We start from the raw sequence: 17,172 nt of genomic DNA on the forward strand, positions 1-17,172 counted from the left end.
ATGAGCCAGACCCCGGACAGCGCCGTCCGCACGTACATCGAGCAGCACCGCGCCGCCTTCCTCGCCGACCTCGCCGAGTGGCTGCGCATCCCCTCCGTGTCGGCCCAGCCCGACCACGCGCCCGATGTCCGCCGCAGCGCCGACTGGCTCGCCGCCAAGCTCAAGGAGACAGGCTTCCCGACCGCCGAGGTCTGGCCGACGCCGGGCGCGCCCGCCGTCTTCGCCGAGTGGCCCTCCGACGAACCCGAGGCACCCACGGTCCTCGTCTACGGCCACCACGACGTGCAGCCCGCCGCCCACGAGGACGGCTGGGACAGCGAGCCCTTCGAGCCCGTCGTCCGCGAAGGGCGCCTCTACGCGCGCGGGGCTGCCGACGACAAGGGGCAGGTGTTCTTCCACACACTCGGCGTCCGGGCCCACCTCGCCACCACCGGCCGCACCACCCCGGCCGTGAACCTGAAGCTGCTGATCGAGGGCGAGGAGGAGTCCGGCTCTCTGCACTTCCGCGCCCTCGTCGAGGAGCACGCCGAGCGGCTCGCGGCCGACGCCGTGATCGTGTCCGACACCGGCATGTGGTCCGAGGACACCCCCACCGTGTGCACCGGCATGCGCGGTCTCGCCGAGTGCGAGATCCGGCTGTACGGCCCCGACCAGGACATCCACTCCGGTTCCTTCGGCGGCGCCGTCCCCAACCCGGCGACCGCGGCCGCCCGCCTGGTCGCCGCCCTGCACGACGAGCACGCGCGCGTGGCGATCCCCGGCTTCTATGACGGCATCGTCGAACTGACCGCCCGCGAGCGCGAGCTCTTCGCCGAGCTGCCCTTCGACGAGCAGCAGTGGCTGCGCACGGCCAAGTCCTACGCCGCCCACGGCGAGGCCGGCCACACCACCCTGGAGCGCATCTGGGCCCGCCCCACCGCCGAGGTCAACGGCATCGGCGGCGGCTACCAGGGCCCCGGTAGCAAGACGATCATCCCGTCCTCCGCCATGGTGAAGCTTTCCTTCCGGCTGGTCGCGGGACAGGACCCCGACCACATCGAGAAGGCCGTCCGCGCCTGGGCCGACGCTCAGGTACCGGCCGGGATCCGCTGCGAGATCACGTTCAGCGGGGCCACGCGCCCGTGCCTGACGCCGCTCGACCACCCGGCTCTGCAGTCCGTCGTACGTGCCATGGGCCGCGCCTTCGAGGGACCCGTCCGCTTCACGCGCGAAGGCGGCTCGGGTCCCGCCGCCGACCTCCAGGACGTCCTCGGCGCACCCGTGCTCTTCCTGGGCATCTCCGTCCCCTCCGACGGCTGGCACGCACCGAACGAGAAGGTCGAGCTGGACCTGCTCCTCAAAGGCGTTGAAACCACCGCATACCTGTGGGGCGACCTCGCCGCGAACTGGCGCCATGCGCCCTGAGCGCCCCGGGCCGTCCGGAGCGGCATCGCGCGCGGGGCACACTGAGGAGGCCGCCCCGCACCGCCCAGCCCTGCCGCACCCGGTCGCCTCCCTTCGTACGTCCCGCCGATCCGCCCGCCGAAGCACACCGTTCCACTGGGGGAGTTGGAAGCACCCGTGACCACCTGGACCGACCACACCGCCGACCGACCCATCTCGCTCACCGCCCCGAGCGGCATCGACCGCGCCGCCCACCACCGGCTCGACGAGGCCTGGCTCGCGGCGGCGTGGAGCCACCCCACGACCCGCTGCTTCGTGGTCTCCGGCGGACAGGTCCTCATCGACGAGACGGCGGACGGGCGAACCGAACTCGTCATGACCCCCTCGTTCGAGGCCCCCCTCACCGAGGCGCACCGCTACTTCCTCGGCATCGACGAGGACGGCGTCAGCTACTTCGCCCTCCAGAAGGACGCGCTGCCCGGCCGTATCGACCAGTCCGCGCGCCCGGCCGGTCTGCGCGAGGCAGGCCTGCTGCTGTCGCCGCGCGACGCGGGCCTGATGGTGCACGCCGTCGGCCTGGAGAACTGGCAGCGCACCCACCGCTTCTGCTCCCGCTGCGGTGAGCGCACCGTGATCGCGGCGGCCGGCCACATCCGCCGCTGCCCCGCCTGCGGCGCCGAGCACTACCCGCGCACCGACCCCGCCGTGATCATGGCGGTCACCGATGAGGACGACCGCATCCTTCTCGGCCGCCAGGTGCACTGGCCCGAGGGCCGCTTCTCGACACTCGCCGGGTTCGTCGAGCCCGGCGAGTCCATCGAGCAGGCGGTGCGCCGCGAGGTCTTCGAGGAGGCCGGCGTCACCGTCGGCCAGGTCGAGTACGTCGCCAGCCAGCCGTGGCCCTTCCCGTCCAGCCTCATGCTGGGCTTCATGGCCCGCGCCACCACCACCGAGGTCAATGTCGACGGCGACGAGATCCACGAGGCCCGCTGGTTCTCCCGGGAGGAACTGCGCGCCGCCTTCGACTCGGGCGAGGTCATGCCGCCGTACGGCATCTCGATCGCGGCCCGCCTGATCGAGCTCTGGTACGGCAAGCCGCTGCCGACGCGCAGCGTCTGAGCGCCAAAGACGTCAAAGGAGAGGGTGGCCGCCCCGAACCGGGACGGCCACCCTCTCCTTGCGCGTCGATCACACGCCGATCTTCTGCTTCACCTGAGCCAGCGACGGGTTCGTCAGCGTCGAACCGTCCGCGAAGAGCACGGTCGGGACCGTCTGATTTCCGCCATTCGCCTTCTCGACGAACGCCGCGGACTCGGGGTCCTGCTCGATGTTGATCTCGGTGTACGCGATGCCTTCGCGCTCCAGCTGCTTCTTCAGTCGCTGGCAGTAGCCGCACCACGTGGTGCTGTACATCGTCACAGTGCCCTGCATGTCTCGCGCGCTCCTTGGGTGGCTCGGGGAACAGGTCGTCCAGAGAGGGAACGTACGCGACCGGGGCGCCATTCCCACCCGGGGTATGACCGACCACGTGACGCCTGCCGCATTAATACGACTATCAGTGCCTGCCTGTGGACAACCGGCACAGCCGTCTCGGGCGACCTGGCAGCATGGCGGTGTGACAGCAGCAACGCACTCCACCCTCTTCCCGCAGGTACCGGACTCGGCCGATGCGGTGCTCGAAGGGCTCGACCCCGAGCAACGCGAGGTGGCCACCGCCCTGCACGGTCCGGTGTGCGTGCTCGCGGGCGCCGGTACGGGCAAGACCCGGGCGATCACCCACCGCATCGCCTATGGGGTGCGTTCCGGCATCGTCCAGTCCTCCAGCGTGCTCGCCGTCACCTTCACCAACCGCGCCGCGGGAGAGATGCGCGGCCGGCTGCGCCAGCTCGGCGCCGCCGGAGTCCAGGCCCGTACGTTCCACTCGGCTGCCCTGCGGCAGCTCCAGTACTTCTGGCCGAAAGCAGTCGGCGGCTCCCTGCCCCGGCTTGTGGACCGCAAGATCCAGCTCGTCGCCGACGCGGCCGCCGCCTGTCGCATCCGCCTCGACCGGAACGAGCTGCGGGATGTCACCGCCGAGATCGAGTGGTCGAAGGTCACCCAGACCGTCCCCACCGACTATCCCCCCGCCGCCGCGAAGGCGGGCCGCGCAGCCCCCCGCGACCCGGCCGAGATCGCCCAGATCTACAACGTCTACGAGGACCTCAAACGGGACCGCGCGGTCATCGACTTCGAGGACGTCCTGCTGCTCACCGTCGGCATCCTCCAGGACCGCCACGACATCGCCGACCAGGTCCGCTCCCAGTACCAGCACTTCGTGGTCGACGAATACCAGGACGTCAGCCCGCTCCAGCAGCGCCTGCTGGAGCTGTGGCTCGGCGACCGCGACAACCTGTGCGTGGTCGGTGACGCCAGCCAGACGATCTATTCGTTCACAGGAGCAACTCCTGACCATCTGCTCGACTTCCGCACCCGCCACCCCGGTGCCACCGTCGTCAAGCTGGTCCGTGACTACCGCTCCACCCCCCAAGTGGTCCACCTCGCCAACGGCCTGCTCGCCCAGGCCCGGGGCCGCGCCGCCGACCACCGCCTGGAGCTGATCTCCCAGCGCGACCCGGGCCCCGAGCCCGTCTACACCGAGTACACGGACGAGCCCGCCGAGGCCGAGGGTGCCGCCCGCCGCATCCGGGACCTCATGGACTCCGGCATCCCGGCCGGCGAGATCGCCATCCTGTTCCGCACGAACGCCCAGTCCGAGACCTACGAGCAGGCCCTCGCCGACGCGGGCGTCCCCTACCAGCTGCGGGGTGCCGAGCGGTTCTTCGACCGTCCGGAGGTGCGCAAGGCGGGCATCGCCCTGCGTGGCGCGGCCCGCTTCGGCGGCAACGACTCGCTCCTCGACGACGCCGTCGACCTGCCCTCGCAGGTGCGGGCCGTGTTGTCGGGAGAGGGCTGGACGACCGAGCCCCCGGCCGGCTCCGGCGCCGTCAGAGAGCGCTGGGAGTCCCTGGCCGCCCTGGTGAACCTCGCCCAGGACTTCGCCGCGGCCAAACCCGGCGCCACCCTCGCCGACCTCGTCGCCGAGCTCGACGAACGGGCGAACGCCCAGCACCCCCCGACCGTCCAGGGCGTGACCCTCGCCTCCCTGCACTCGGCCAAGGGCCTGGAGTGGGACGTCGTCTTCCTGGTCGGTGTCGCAGAGGGCATGATGCCGATCACCTACGCAAAGACCGACGAGCAGATCGAGGAGGAGCGCCGCCTCCTCTACGTCGGCGTCACCCGCGCCCGGCAGCACCTTTATGTCTCCTGGGCCCTCAGCCGGGCGCCCGGGAGTCGGCCCAACCGCCGTCCCAGTCGCTTCCTCGACGGACTGCGTCCCGGCTCGACCGCCACCGCCGGACGCACGGCCGTCGGCGGTGGCTCCGGAGGCGTCGAGCGCGGCTTCACGAGCAGACCGGATGCCGCCCCGAGACGGACCCAGCGCACACCGGCCCGCTGCCGCGTCTGTGGGCGCACGCTCACCGACGCCGGTGAGATGAAGCTGATGCGCTGCGAGGACTGCCCCTCGGACATGGACGAGGGCCTCTATGAACGGCTCCGCGAGTGGCGTGCCGTCCAGGCCCGGCTCAGCGGGCAGCCGGACTTCTGTGTCTTCACGGACAGGACCCTGATGGCCATCGCTGAAGCGGAGCCGACCAGTCCGGTTGAGCTGTCGCGAATCTCCGGTGTCCTCAAGCGCAAGCTCGAGCGCTACGGAGCCGATGTTCTGGCCATCTGTGCAGGCCAGGAGCTTGGGGAAGGCTCCGGCGGGGAATGATACGAACTCGTCGAAAAAATAGTTTGCGCATGCCCCAGCAATCCCCATAGGTTCTTAGCCACGGGAACGGAGGCCTTCTCGGAGGCCCCAATTCCGTGTTCTACTTGCATACCCGTCGGACTGGTTCACCCCAGTCCCCTTAGACGCCGAGAGGAGGCGAGTCCAGTGATCAGCATCAACACCAGCTCCATCAGCACCGTCAAAATGACCGATCGCTCGGTCGTCGCCTCCCTGTGCATGCTCGGCGCCTCCAACCAGGGCACCGGTCTGTCCGGCATTCGTGCCGCGCGTCCGGCGTCCTCCGTTGCTCCCGCGGGCCTTCCCGTCCGTGAGCGCAATGAGCGACCGACCAAGGCACTGGAAGCGGCAGTAGAGGCAAAGGCGCAGGCCTATGCCTTTGCGGCGACCGGTGCCGGATTCCGGAAGCAGACGACGCAGCACCACCAGATGTGGGCCTTCCGTGGGCCAGAACCCTGGAGTGATCCAGCCTGATCGCCGATCAGGCCGGCGCCTTCAGGGCCGCGGAACCCCATCCGGGATCCGCGGCCCTTCTGTTTGTCCTCCAACGGGGATGACGGAGCGAAGGGGCCTCGGGCCAAGCAAGCCCCGGTACCAGCCGCCACCCGGTCCAACAGGGCCGGAACGACCAGACGAGGAAGACGAACCGTGCAACTCGAAGCGCACGCCCCGTCCGTACCGCCTTCAGACGTGATCCCCAAGCCCGGCCTCACGGAGGACTCCACCTTGACCCCGCTCACTGCGCTCACCGCGCTCGACGACGCCATCGAGAACCTCGGCGTGCCCGTCCCCTGCCGTTCCTACGACCCGGAGGTCTTCTTCGCCGAGTCGCCGGCGGACGTCGAGTACGCCAAGTCCCTCTGCCGCACCTGCCCGCTGATGGAGGCCTGCCTCGCCGGCGCCAAGGAGCGGCGTGAGCCCTGGGGCGTCTGGGGTGGCGAGCTGTTCGTCCAGGGTGTCGTCGTCGCCCGGAAGCGGCCGCGTGGCCGCCCGCGCAAGAACCCGGTCATGGCATGAACACCGCAGGAACGATCGACCGTCCGCTCACGCACGACCCCCAGAAGCAGGCCCCGATGAAGCCGTCCACCCACGAACTCGCAGGCTCCGCGCCGGAAGACTTCACCACGAGTGGCGCGAACGACTCGCGTCAGAACAGGAACCGAGAGATGCAACTCATCCAAGAAGCCCTGGCACGTGCGCATATGCACGAGCGACAGCAGACGGCTGAGCAGGAACGCCGGGCCGTGCGCCTGGCGACCGCTCGCCGTATGCAGCGCCGGGCCGAGCGTGCCTCGAAGCGCGCCCGCCGTGCGCTCGCCATGGCAGTCATGCAGTAACCGACCAAACCGCCAAGCGGTGATGGCCTCCCGACCCGGGAGGCAGTGGCTCCCCGCGGGGGCCGGTCCGAGCGAACGGACCGGTCCCCGCGGTGCGTTGTGCCCGCCCATCAGTCAGTGGCGGAGTTATCGTCGGCGAGTGACGAGTCTTCCCGGAGGCAGTGACAACGGCGGTTCCGCCACGGAGCCCCAGCCCCTCGTGTGCGCCCGCTGCGGCACCGAGGCCAAGGCCCCGCAGCCCACCTGGACCTGCTCCGTGGAGAACGGCATCCGCCACTACATCTGCGACACCTGTTCCCGGGAGAACCTCAGGGCGATCGAGGGGCGACTGGACTCGGCCTGGTGGTAGGGCCGCCGCTCACGCCTCCGCCGCCGACTCCTCCTCGTCGGTCAGATCCTCCGTCACGAACCCCGGCAGCCACTCCTGCAGTTCCTGGCGCAGCCGCACAGTCGCGCCCAGCTGGCACAGCACTCCGATCGTGCTCAATGTCACCCGGTGGATGAGGAGGTACGCCGGGGGAAGATTGAGCTGTTTGCCCAGTTGGTGCGCCGGGGAGCGGGGGTCGGCCACGCGGGCGGCCTGACTGCGCATCCAGCCGCGGGTGAAGGTGAACGCGTCGACCTGTGCCGGTTCGATGATCGGCAGGAGGTAGTCGAGGACGGCGTCGGGGTCCAGGTCTATCGATTCCTTGACGAAGCCCTCGGTGCGGAGAAGTTCGTAGACGGCCTCCGCCTCGCCGTCCAGGGTCATGCGCAGGGAGTCGCCGATGGGGGTGGGCAGCCCGCCGGGGAGGCGGTCGACCGTGCCGAAGTCCAGGACGCCGAGCCGCCAGTCGTCCTCGCCGTCCGGGCCGCCCGGCAGGAGGCGGAAGTTGCCGGGGTGCGGGTCGGCGTGCAGGAGGCCGGTGCGGGCCGGGCCGGAGAAGAGGAAGCGGGCCAAGAGCTGGCCGGCGCGGTCGCGCTGCTCCTGGGTGCCGTCGGAGATCACCTCCGAAAGCGGGACGCCGTCGATCCACTCCGTGATCAGGACCTGCTCGCTCTGGTGGACCACCGCCGGCACGACGACGTCCGGATCGTCGGCGAACTCCTCCGCGTGCGCCTGCTGGGCCTGTGCCTCCAGGCCGTAGTCCAGTTCCTCGGAGACGCGGTCCTTGAGTTCCGCGATCAGCGGCTTGATGTCCATGCCGGGAATCAGCGGGCCCAACAGCCGGGCGAAGCGGCTCAGTTGGTTCAGGTCGGACAGCAGTGCCTCGCCGGCTCCCGGGTACTGCACTTTGACCGCCACCTCACGGCCGTCGTGCCACACACCCCGGTGCACCTGGCCGATCGAGGCCGCCGCGGCGGGCTTGTCCTCGAACTCCAGAAACAGGTCGTGCCAGTCCTCGCCGAGCCGCTCCGCCAGCACCGTGTGCACGGTGCGGGTCGGCATCGGCGGCGCTGCTTCCTGCAGCTTCGTGAGCGCCGCGCGGTAGGGGCCGGCGATCTCCTCGGGCAGGGCCGACTCGAAGACGGACAGGGCCTGGCCGAACTTCATCGCGCCGCCCTTGAGCTCGCCGAGCACCTTGAACATCTGCTCGGCGGTGCGCTGCTGCAGCTCACGCCCGACGATCTCCGCTGACTCGCCGACGATCCGCTTACCTAGTCCCCAGGTCGCCCGCCCGGCGAAGCCGAGCGGGAGCGCGGCGAGCTTGGCGGTACGGGTGACCGCCTTGCGGGGAAGATCAGACATGCGCCCTCCAGGTCCCGGCCAGCCGCTCCGCGTCTGCCTTACGGCGTAACTCCGTCGACGGCCGTTGCTCTGCCATTGTCTCGTGTGAACCCTCGTCCTCGGAGGGGTGTTCTCCCTCACCTTTCTCCGTGGCGCCGCACGGGCATGTGGGATGTGCCCACACCGGCCGGGCGTGCCAGCTCAGACCGGGCAGGGACACCTCCCAGCGTGCACCCGCGCTCGACGGAATCCGGCCGTCCAGGAAGGCCAGGGCATGCGCGGCCGCCAGCCCGGCGACCGTGGTGGCCAGCGCCAGATCGCAGGGCCGCACCTCACGCGTCCTTCCCGAGCCCGAGCGCCACTGCGCGACCAGGCGGGGCCAGGCCGGGTCCCGGTCGGTGCGCCCCTCGTTGAGACAGCCGGCGCAGCCGGTCTCGCCGGGCAGGACGAGCGGGCCGACGATGCCGGTTCCCTCCACGACACCGACGTACAGATGGGGCGTACCGGAGGCGATGAGGGGTTCGGCGGCGGACGGGGAGGGTGCATGCACGGCGACGTCGTCCCGTGGGGCGATGATCACCAGGGAGTGGCCCACGCCGTCCTCCGCGGGAGGTGCCTTGGGGCCGCGGCGTGGTGGGCGGTCGGGTGCGCAGTGGCGTGCGGCCCGTCGCGCGGCTTCGTCCCTGCGGTCGCCGACCGCCTCCGCGGGCAGCCCGCCCGGTGTCACGTCCCACGGCTCGACACGGCCGACGTCGCGCACGTCGACGTCGCCGACCCCCGCGCCCGACAGGAGTGAGGCCACCACCGCGCCCACCCGGCCGGCCCCTCTCACCTGCACGCGCAGTGAGCGGCGGGCGGCCAGGCGGTCGATCGCCTCGCCCGGCTCGGACGTGGTCAGGGACAGGGAGGCCAGGTCGGGGCGCAGTCGGTCCAGGGCCTCCTTCTTGCGGCGCAGGGTTTGGGCAGCCGGGCCGCCTCCCTTCGTGTCGTCGAGCACTCCGGCCCGCGCCAGTCGCCGTACCAGTCCCTCGACGTGACCGTCCGGCAGATCCATTCGGCGGCCCTCTTCGCGCAGCAGTTGCAGCCCGCGGGTGCCGTTGAGCAGGTCGAGGAAGCTGCCCGTCGCTGTGTCCATCGGGCCCAGCGTCAGCGCGTGCGCCGGAGTCATCCCGAACTGCACGGTATTGAGATCCCGCCAGCCCCGCCTGAGCGCGGGCTTCACCACTGGAGCCAGCGGAAGCGTCGTATCTGCCGAATCGGCCGAACCAGCCGAGCCTGCGGAATCCGCCGAACCTGTCGAAACCGTCGCTTGCATGAACAGGCCCCCGTAGCCGTCGTGGAACATCCCCGTGTGCCGGCGGAGCTCGGTCGAAGCTCCGCCGGTGACTGCCAGCATGCCCCGAAGCCCCGCCCCGTGCCGAAAGTTGTCCACAGGCGGTGGATATTCGTAGTACAAATCAAACGCATGGTGGGGGATCGGCATCGAACCGCCCCGGAGTCGGGACTTCCCCCATGTGCAGCGGGTAACGTCAGGGCGTGTCCGCCGACCCACTGCACCGCGCCGGAACGCCACAGCGCAGTACGACGAGCCCGCCGACGAGCGGCTCAGGGGCGAGCGCGATCGAGGTCCGCAGGAGCGCCCGGCGCCGCCGGACGGTCTCGGCGTACCGCGAGGGCGATCGCACCGTCGTGCTCATCCCCGCCCGGATGTCCGAGGCCGAGGAGCAGCGCTGGGTGAACGTCATGCTCGACAAGCTGGCCGCGCAGGAGAGCAAGCAGGTCCTCGGCGACGCCGAACTGGCCGAGCGTGCCGAGCAGCTGTCGGCGCAGTACTTCGACGGCCGTGCCCGGCCCAGCTCGGTGCGCTGGGTCACCAATCAGAACACACGCTGGGGTTCGTGCACCCCGGCCGAGGGCAGTATCCGTCTTTCGCACCGTCTGCAGGGCATGCCCGAGTACGTCGTCGACTACGTCCTCCTCCACGAGCTCGCGCATCTGTTGGTGCCTGGACACGGGCCCCGCTTCTGGCGGCTGCTGGAGGGGTATCCCCGCACCGAGCGGGCGAAGGGCTACCTGGAAGGGGTGGTTGCCGCCGAGCGCCTGCCCCACGTGCCCGGCGCGCGCGGCGAGTGACCGCTACCTGAGGCAGCCCCCTGAAGCGCCCTCCCGGAGGCAGCCCGCGGAGTCAGTGCTTCCGGTACGGCTGGTCGGGCGTTGTGTACCGGGTCTGTACCGGCTTCGTCCGATGTCGGAGTTAGCCGTTAGCCTGGCGCGACGCACTCACATTCGGGATGGGGGACGGTCGTTACGCATGGCCAGGGAATTCCAACGCGGCCACAAGGCCAAGATCAGTGACCTCACCGCGGGCACGGATCTGTACGTAGGTGTACAGATCACTGCCCCAGGGCTGACCTTCGACATCAGCTGCTTCGGTCTCGACGCCGACGAACGGCTCTCGGACGACCGCTACTTCATCTTCTTCAACCAGCCGAAGTCCCCCGAGGAGTCCATCCAGCTCCTCGGCGCCCAGGCGGGCGACACGGAGTCGTTCCGGGTCACGCTCGATAACATCCCCCCGCAGATCCAGAAGCTGTCCTTCACGGCGACGATCGACGGCGCCGGACAGATGTCGCAGATCGCCCCCGGATACATCCGGATCGTCGCCGGCGGCGAGGAAGTGGCCCGCTACTCCTTCAACGGCTCGGAGTTCTCCACCGAACGCGCCGTGATGCTGGGCGACTTCTACCTCAAGGACGTCTGGCGGTTTGCGGCCGTCGGGCAGGGCTTCGACGGCGGCCTCGATGCGCTGCTGAGGAACTTCGGCGGCGAGGTCGCCGAGGAGGAGACGCCCGCCGCCCCGCAGCAACCGCAGCAGCCTCAGGCAGGTGCGGCCCCTGGCTTCGCCCCGCCCGCCCAGGCCGCCGCCCCACCCGCGTTCGGCGCCCCGACGGCCGCGATCCCGGCTCCCGCGCCCGCCCCGGTCCCCGCGCCCGCACCGGCCCCGCAGCCCGCCGCCCAGGGCTTCGCGCCCCCGCCCGGGTCCGCTCCGCCGCCTCCGGCCCCGGCGCCCGCCCCGTCGGTGCACGCCCAGCCGACCATCGTCGCGCCCATGACGCCGCCCGGCGGCAGCCCGCCGCCCCCCGCCCCGGCGCCCGCGCCCTACGGCCAGCCGGGTCAGCAGCCGCCGTACGGCCAGGCCCCCGCTCCGACCGCCCCGCCGCCCCCCGGCTACGCCCAGCCCCAGGCCCCGCAGGCACCGACCCCGCCGCCCGGTTACGGCCAGCCGACCCCGCCTCCGGGCTACGGCCAGCAGCCTCCCTACGGCCAGGCCCCGGGCCAGGCGCCCTACGGAGCCCCGCAGGGCGCACCTCAAGGTGCTCCCCAAGGCGCACCGCAGGGCCCCGGCGTGGCCGCGGCGCTCCAGAAGTTCAAGGAGACGCCCACCGGCCAGCGCTGGACGCAGCAGAACAAGAAGCTGGTCCGGGTCGACCTCGGCATCGGCGGGCATCCCGTGCTGGCCCGGCAGGGCAGCATGGTGCTCTACCAGGGCAAGGTCGACTTCAGCTACAAGGGCGCCGGGTTCGCCGGCCGGATCGTGGGCAGCGCGACCGGCCAGGAGATGCAGCTGATGCGCTGTACCGGCCAGGGCCAGGTGTTCCTCGCCGAGAACTCCACGATGCTCCACCCGATCGAGCTTCAGGGCGACGGCATCTGCGTCTCCGCGGAGAACGTCCTCGCCTTCGACGAGAGCCTCCAGTACGAGATCCGCCGTATCGAGGGACACGGCATCCCCGGCGGCGCGCTGTTCACGATGCAGTTCACGGGCACCGGCACGATCGTCGTGAAGACGCACGGCACGCCCGTGGTCCTTCCGGTCACGCCCACGACGTTCGCCGACTGCAACGCCGTCGTCGCCTGGTCGGCCACCTCCCAGGTGGTCGTTTCCAGCCAGGTGCGCATGCGCCGCAACGCCTACCCCGGCGACACCGGAGAGAGCGTCAACCTCCAGTTCCGCGGCGCGCCCGGCAACTTCATCGTCGTCCAGCCGTACGAGATCTGAGGGAGAGCCCGTCATGAACCAGCCGCTCGCGGGCTACGCCCCCGCACCCGTCACCGCCCGCATGGAGAACCACGGCAACCACATGCTGAAGGTCGCCATGCAGACCGGGAACGACCTCTTCGCGCGCGTGGGGTCGATGGTCGCCTACGAAGGCTTCGTCCAGTACGAGCCCAACCCGCCCGCCGTGCGTCAGATCGCCAAGGACTGGATGACCGGCGAGGGTGCGCCCCTGATGAAGTGCACCGGCGACGGACTGCTCTACCTCGCCGACTACGGCGCCAACGTCGTCGTCATCAACCTCAACGGCGACGGGATCTCCGTCAACGCCACCAACCTGCTCGCCTTCGACGCCCACCTGACGTGGGGGGTCGAGCGGGTGAAGGGCTTGGCGAAGTTCGCCGGGCAGGGCCTGTGGAACACCAAGATCTCCGGGCAGGGCTGGGTCGCGCTGACCTCCCGGGGCAAGCCGATCGTCGTCGACTGCGGCGGCGGCGAGGACGAGACGTATGTCGACCCGGACGCGCTCGTCGCCTGGTCGCCGAACCTCAAGGTGAAGGGCAAGCGCAGCTTCAAGGCGCAGTCGCTCATCGGCCGGGGCAGCGGCGAGGCCTACCAGATGGCCTTCTCCGGCCAGGGCATCGTCGTCGTCCAGCCCAGCGAGGACAGCACCGACCGTCTCCGGATCCGGGGCTGAGGGGGAGCCAGAAAGCCATGCAGAGTCCGCTTTTCGCCTACAACGAGCAGCAGACCCAGGAGCGCTGGAGCCTGCAGAACAAGCAGATGCTCCGCGTCGCCCTGGAGAGCCACGACGACATCCTCGCCCGCAAGGGCACGATGGTCGCCTACCAGGGCCTGGTCGAGTTCGACGCCGAATTCCAGAGCAACCAGCAGGGACGGGCGCGTGCCCGTACCGGTGAGGGTCTCGACCTCATGCGCTGCCATGGGCAGGGCACGGTCTACCTCGCCAACCTCAAGCAGCACGTCCACGTGATGGAGGTGGAGCAGGACGGTCTGACCGTCGACAGCAGCTATGTGCTGGCGATGGACTCCTCGCTGCACCACGAGGTCATCGCCGTCGACAGCCTCTACGGCATCTCCGGCTCCGGGAAGTACCAGCTCAACATCACCGGGCGCGGCAAGGTCGCCCTGATGACCTCGGGCATGCCGCTGATGATGCAGGTGACGCCCGACAAGTACGTCAACTGCGACGCCGACGCGATCGTCGCCTGGTCGACGAGCCTGCGCGTCCAGATGCAGGCCCAGACGCACTCCTCCGGGGTGTGGCGGCGCCGCGGCAACACCGGTGAGGGCTGGGAGCTCAGCTTCATGGGCAGCGGTTACGCGCTCGTCCAGCCCAGTGAGCTGCTGCCGCCGCAGAACGCCCAGATCGGCTCGGGCCTCGCCGCCCAGTACGGCATGGGGCAGCAGGGGGCCCGGGGGCAGAACCAGGGCAACGTCTGGAGCTGAGCCGACGTGACGACCGGTAAGGGGTGACCGCAAGGGCGGTCACCCCTTACGCGTTCACAGCGTGGCGCGCGTCGCCTCCAGCAGGCGTACGACCGACTCGTCGGCCACCCCCGCCACCTCGTCGTAGGCGAACCAGCGCACGTCCAGCGACTCCTCGCTGATCGCATGCTCGGCGTCCTGTGGCGCCAGGACCGCGTACTGCACATCGAAGTGCCAGTGGCAGGGCGCCGGGATCGGATGCCGGTCCAGGCGCACCGGGCCGCCCGGCAGCAGCGACAGGCCGGTGACGCCGGACTCCTCTGTGGCCTCTCGCAGGGCCGCGGCCGCCAGGGAGGCATCCTGCGCCTCGCAGTGGCCGCCCATCTGCAGCCACATGCGCAGCTTCTTGTGAAGGGTCAGCAGCACACGCCCGCGCGACGGGTCGATCACCAAGGCGCTCGCCGTGATGTGCCCGGCCTCGCAGGACTTCCACATGCCGTCCGGGTGCTCAGCCAGGTGGTCCAGGTAGGCCTGGCGCAACTCCTCCTGGTCCTCGTACCCCTTCAGTACGAGGACCGCGTCGTCGTACAGGCTCACTCGGTGCCGTCGCCCTTGTCGTCGTCCTTGGACCTGTCGTCCTTCTTCAGGTCCGGCTTCCCGGTGGAGCCGCCCGCCGCCTCGCCGAGCATCTTGTCCAGCTCGGAGAAGTCGATCTGCTCACGGTGCACGAAGCCGTCCGGGTCGTCCAGGTCGGTGGCCGTCGGCAGCATGTCCGGGTGGGCCCACAGGGCATCCCGGCCGTCGACACCGCGCGCGTCCGTGAGCGAGGCCCACAGACGGGAGGCGTCACGCAGGCGCCGCGGGCGCAGCTCCAGGCCGATCAGCGTGGCGAACGTCTGCTCCGCCGGGCCTCCCGAGGCGCGGCGGCGGCGCAGCGTCTCGCGCAGCGCGTCGGCGGACGACAGGCGGGGCTTGGCGGCGGCGTGCACCACCGCGTCCACCCAGCCCTCGACGAGCGCCAGAGCCGTCTCCAGACGGGCCAAAGCCGCCTTCTGCTCCGGCGTGTCCTCGGGCTGGAACATGCCCTGCTGCAGGGCGTCCTGCAGCTGCTCGGGGTTCTGCGGGTCGAACTGGCCGACCACGTCCTCCAGCTTGGCCGTGTCGACCTTGATCCCGCGCGCGTAGCCGTCGACCGCGCCGAACAGGTGCGAGCGCAGCCACGGCACGTGCGCGAACAGGCGCTGGTGGGCCGCCTCGCGCAGGGCGAGATACAGCCGCACCTCCTCCTTCGGCACGCCCAGGTCCTTGCCGAACGTCTCGATGTTCACCGGCAGCAGCGCGGCCTTGCCGGCCGGGCCGAGCGGCAGGCCGATGTCGGTGGAGCCGACGACCTCGCCCGCGAGCACACCGACGGCCTGCCCGATCTGGGTGCCGAACATGGCGCCGCCCATCGAGCGCATCATGCCGATCAGCGGGCCGGCCATGGCCTGCATCTCCTCCGGCAGGACGTCGCCCATGGCGGTGCCTACGCGCTCGGCGACCGGGTCGACGAGCTCCTTCCAGGCGGGCAGGGTCGCCTCGACCCACTCCGCGCGGGACCACGCCACCGCGGAGCCCGCGCCGGACGGCAGGGACGTCGCGTCGTCGAGCCACAGGTCGGCCAGGCGGACGGCCTCCTCGACGGCGGTGCGCTCGGCGGGGCCGACGCTCGCGTCCTTGGTGCCGTCCGCGGTGCCCTGGGAGACCGTCTGGCGGGCGATCTGCTTGGCCATGTCCCAGTTCACCGGGCCGCCCTCATAGGAGAGCATCTGCCCCAGCTGCTGGAACGCGGCGCCCAGGTCGGAGGGGTTCAGCGAACCGAACATGGCAGCGAACGGATTGTCCGCACCGCCCCCCAAGCCCCCGGCACCGGGCAGCCCGCCAAAACCGAACGGGTTGGCCGGGCCCTGACCACCACCGCTCTGCTGGTCCTTCTTCTTGCCCTCGTCGCCGTCGTCCGGCTCCTCCGGCGGAAGGCCGAATCCGAATGGGGTGTCACTCACGGGATTCCTCGGCTGGTTAAGGCCACCGGTTTCCACCGGCGGCGCGGCTGCCCGATAACACCACCCAGCGTAGACACCACGAGCCGATCGGGCCTCGGTGCTTCGCCGACTCACGGCCTGCGGCAGGATGGATGCCACCTGGTACGTACGCGTCACTCGCGTTCGTACTGAAGACAACCGCTGGAGACGCCCGGTGAGTTCCCCTGATCCGCAGGTTCGCGCAGCGCGAAACCAGTCAACCCCTCCCGCGCGCGGTGTGCGCGGGCCCGTCGTCGCGGTGACCGGTGCCGCGTCCGGTGTCGGCGCGCTGCTCACCGAGCGGCTGGCCGCGTCGGACGAGGTCAAGCAGGTCATCGCCATCGACGAGCGGCGCGGTGAGTGCGCGGCGGCACAGTGGCACATCCTGGATGTGCGGGATCCGGCCATCGCGGACAAGCTGCGGGGCGCCGACGTGGTCGTTCACCTGGCGCTCGATCTGGATCTGGAGACGGATCCCGCCGCCCGGACGGCGTACAACGTTCGGGGGACGCAGACGGTTCTGACGGCCGCGGCGGCGGCCGGGATCCACCGGGTGGTGCTGTGCACCTCCGCGATGGTCTACGGCGCGCTGCCGGACAACGAGCTTCCGCTGTCCGAGGACGCGGAGCTGCGGGCGACGGCGGAGGCCACCGGGGTCGCGGATCTGCTGGAGATCGAGCGCCTCGCGCGCAGGGCCCCTCGGGCCCACCCCGGACTCAATGTCACCGTTGTCCGGCCCGCGGTCCTCGTGGGCGGCACCGACACCGCGCTGACCAGGTACTTCGAGTCGCCTCGGCTGCTTGTCGTCGCCGGCTCGCGACCTGCCTGGCAGTTCTGTCATGTCGAGGATCTGTGCAGCGCCCTGGAGTACGCCGTCCTGGAGAAGGTCGAGGGGGAACTCGCCGTCGGATGTGACGGCTGGCTGGAGCAGGAGGAGGTCGAGGAGCTCAGCGGGATCCGGCGGATGGAGCTGCCGTCCGCGGTCGCGCTGGGTGCGGCGGCCCGACTGCACCGGATCGGTCTGACGCCCTCTCCGGCCGGGGACCTGGCGTACACGATGTATCCCTGGGTGGTCAGCGGGAGCCGGCTCCACGACGCTGGGTGGCGGCCGCAGTGGACCAACGAGGAAGTGCTCGCGGAGCTGCTGGAGGAGGTCTCCGGCCGGCACACGGTCGCCGGGCGGCGGCTCGGGCGCAAGGACGCGACAGCGGCCGGCGCCGCCGGTGCGACGGTGGCCCTGCTGGGCGCGGCGGCAGTGGTGCGGCGGGCCCGGAAGGCCCGGCGGCGGATCTGAGCGGGCGAGGGCCCACCGACGCCCGGCAAAGTGCGGGGACGGGTGCTCTCCC

17 protein-coding genes are annotated in these 17,172 nt (G+C 70.8%); 12 read left to right on the forward strand and 5 right to left on the reverse strand.

Going from position 1 to position 17,172, the window contains the following annotated elements:
* Positions 1 to 1,404 carry a dipeptidase gene (locus ACTMVF_RS06160; protein WP_441269911.1) on the forward strand — a complete coding sequence of 468 codons (1,404 nt, stop codon included), beginning with the start codon at positions 1 to 3 and terminating at the stop codon, positions 1,402 to 1,404.
* Between the two features lie 156 nt (positions 1,405 to 1,560).
* On the forward strand, positions 1,561 to 2,502 hold the full coding sequence (gene nudC, locus ACTMVF_RS06165) for an NAD(+) diphosphatase (RefSeq protein ID WP_441269912.1): 942 nt from the start codon (positions 1,561 to 1,563) through the stop codon (positions 2,500 to 2,502).
* A 69-nt stretch (positions 2,503 to 2,571) separates the two neighbouring features.
* Here nudC and ACTMVF_RS06170 read toward each other — a convergent pair whose 3' ends face one another.
* Positions 2,572 to 2,814: a mycoredoxin gene (locus ACTMVF_RS06170; RefSeq protein ID WP_128434519.1), complete on the reverse strand. Its 243-nt coding sequence runs from the start codon at positions 2,812 to 2,814 to the stop codon at positions 2,572 to 2,574.
* A 184-nt stretch (positions 2,815 to 2,998) separates the two neighbouring features.
* Here ACTMVF_RS06170 and ACTMVF_RS06175 point away from each other — a divergent pair, with 184 nt between their 5' ends.
* The 5 genes from ACTMVF_RS06175 (at position 2,999) to ACTMVF_RS06195 (ending at position 6,901) form a co-directional block, all read left to right on the forward strand.
* A complete protein-coding gene (locus ACTMVF_RS06175; RefSeq protein WP_441269913.1) occupies positions 2,999 to 5,197 on the forward strand; it encodes an ATP-dependent DNA helicase UvrD2 in 2,199 nt (732 codons plus the stop codon).
* A 165-nt stretch (positions 5,198 to 5,362) separates the two neighbouring features.
* On the forward strand, positions 5,363 to 5,689 hold the full coding sequence (locus ACTMVF_RS06180; RefSeq protein ID WP_441269914.1) for a hypothetical protein: 327 nt from the start codon (positions 5,363 to 5,365) through the stop codon (positions 5,687 to 5,689).
* Between the two features lie 174 nt (positions 5,690 to 5,863).
* A complete protein-coding gene (locus tag ACTMVF_RS06185) occupies positions 5,864 to 6,232 on the forward strand; it encodes a WhiB family transcriptional regulator (RefSeq protein WP_441269915.1) in 369 nt (122 codons plus the stop codon).
* Positions 6,229 to 6,552 carry a hypothetical protein gene (locus ACTMVF_RS06190; protein ID WP_441269916.1) on the forward strand — a complete coding sequence of 108 codons (324 nt, stop codon included), beginning with the start codon at positions 6,229 to 6,231 and terminating at the stop codon, positions 6,550 to 6,552. The genes ACTMVF_RS06185 and ACTMVF_RS06190 overlap by 4 nt, the downstream gene beginning before the upstream one ends.
* A gap of 139 nt (positions 6,553 to 6,691) precedes the next feature.
* Positions 6,692 to 6,901 (forward strand): hypothetical protein, encoded by a 210-nt coding sequence (locus ACTMVF_RS06195; RefSeq protein ID WP_441269917.1) that lies wholly within the window; start codon positions 6,692 to 6,694, stop codon positions 6,899 to 6,901.
* A gap of 9 nt (positions 6,902 to 6,910) precedes the next feature.
* On the opposite strand, the gene ACTMVF_RS06200 is transcribed toward ACTMVF_RS06195, so the two are convergent.
* Positions 6,911 to 8,281, reverse strand: coding sequence for an ABC1 kinase family protein (locus ACTMVF_RS06200; protein ID WP_441269918.1), 1,371 nt, complete (start codon positions 8,279 to 8,281; stop codon positions 6,911 to 6,913).
* Entirely contained in the window at positions 8,274 to 9,494 is a 1,221-nt protein-coding gene (locus ACTMVF_RS06205; protein ID WP_441270141.1) for a TOMM precursor leader peptide-binding protein, read from the reverse strand. The genes ACTMVF_RS06200 and ACTMVF_RS06205 overlap by 8 nt, the downstream gene beginning before the upstream one ends.
* Before the next feature lie 302 nt (positions 9,495 to 9,796).
* On the opposite strand from ACTMVF_RS06205, the gene ACTMVF_RS06210 reads away from it, so the two are divergent.
* The 4 genes from ACTMVF_RS06210 (at position 9,797) to ACTMVF_RS06225 (ending at position 13,787) form a co-directional block, all read left to right on the forward strand.
* Complete coding sequence (locus tag ACTMVF_RS06210) at positions 9,797 to 10,393, forward strand: M48 metallopeptidase family protein (RefSeq protein WP_128434526.1); 597 nt, start codon at positions 9,797 to 9,799, stop codon at positions 10,391 to 10,393.
* Positions 10,394 to 10,571: 178 nt separating this feature from the next.
* A complete protein-coding gene (locus ACTMVF_RS06215) occupies positions 10,572 to 12,320 on the forward strand; it encodes a TerD family protein (protein ID WP_441269919.1) in 1,749 nt (582 codons plus the stop codon).
* Between the two features lie 13 nt (positions 12,321 to 12,333).
* Entirely contained in the window at positions 12,334 to 13,014 is a 681-nt protein-coding gene (locus ACTMVF_RS06220) for an AIM24 family protein (protein ID WP_441269920.1), read from the forward strand.
* Positions 13,015 to 13,031: 17 nt separating this feature from the next.
* On the forward strand, positions 13,032 to 13,787 hold the full coding sequence (locus ACTMVF_RS06225) for an AIM24 family protein (protein ID WP_441269921.1): 756 nt from the start codon (positions 13,032 to 13,034) through the stop codon (positions 13,785 to 13,787).
* A gap of 54 nt (positions 13,788 to 13,841) precedes the next feature.
* Here ACTMVF_RS06225 and ACTMVF_RS06230 read toward each other — a convergent pair whose 3' ends face one another.
* Together ACTMVF_RS06230 and ACTMVF_RS06235 are read right to left on the reverse strand one after the other, a co-directional pair.
* Complete coding sequence (locus ACTMVF_RS06230; protein WP_441269922.1) at positions 13,842 to 14,363, reverse strand: NUDIX hydrolase; 522 nt, start codon at positions 14,361 to 14,363, stop codon at positions 13,842 to 13,844.
* Positions 14,360 to 15,808, reverse strand: coding sequence for a zinc-dependent metalloprotease (locus tag ACTMVF_RS06235; protein ID WP_441269923.1), 1,449 nt, complete (start codon positions 15,806 to 15,808; stop codon positions 14,360 to 14,362). The genes ACTMVF_RS06230 and ACTMVF_RS06235 overlap by 4 nt, the downstream gene beginning before the upstream one ends.
* Positions 15,809 to 16,001: 193 nt before the next feature.
* Here ACTMVF_RS06235 and ACTMVF_RS06240 point away from each other — a divergent pair, with 193 nt between their 5' ends.
* Positions 16,002 to 17,120 carry an SDR family oxidoreductase gene (locus ACTMVF_RS06240; RefSeq protein WP_403332285.1) on the forward strand — a complete coding sequence of 373 codons (1,119 nt, stop codon included), beginning with the start codon at positions 16,002 to 16,004 and terminating at the stop codon, positions 17,118 to 17,120.
* Positions 17,121 to 17,172 lie beyond the last annotated feature (52 nt).

The organism is Streptomyces sp. SD31, from assembly GCF_052068475.1.
In the GTDB taxonomy this organism is placed as follows: domain Bacteria; phylum Actinomycetota; class Actinomycetes; order Streptomycetales; family Streptomycetaceae; genus Streptomyces.

What these genes read in the sequence shown, in the direction of transcription:
- ACTMVF_RS06160 (WP_441269911.1), top strand. Translation starts at nt 1, where the DNA reads ATGAGCCAGACCCCGGACAGCGCCGTCCGCACGTACATCGAGCAGCAC.
- ACTMVF_RS06170 (WP_128434519.1), bottom strand. Translation starts at nt 2,814, where the DNA reads ATGCAGGGCACTGTGACGATGTACAGCACCACGTGGTGCGGCTACTGC.
- ACTMVF_RS06190 (WP_441269916.1), top strand. Translation starts at nt 6,229, where the DNA reads ATGAACACCGCAGGAACGATCGACCGTCCGCTCACGCACGACCCCCAG.
- ACTMVF_RS06200 (WP_441269918.1), bottom strand. Translation starts at nt 8,281, where the DNA reads ATGTCTGATCTTCCCCGCAAGGCGGTCACCCGTACCGCCAAGCTCGCC.
- ACTMVF_RS06215 (WP_441269919.1), top strand. Translation starts at nt 10,572, where the DNA reads ATGGCCAGGGAATTCCAACGCGGCCACAAGGCCAAGATCAGTGACCTC.
- ACTMVF_RS06220 (WP_441269920.1), top strand. Translation starts at nt 12,334, where the DNA reads ATGAACCAGCCGCTCGCGGGCTACGCCCCCGCACCCGTCACCGCCCGC.
- ACTMVF_RS06225 (WP_441269921.1), top strand. Translation starts at nt 13,032, where the DNA reads ATGCAGAGTCCGCTTTTCGCCTACAACGAGCAGCAGACCCAGGAGCGC.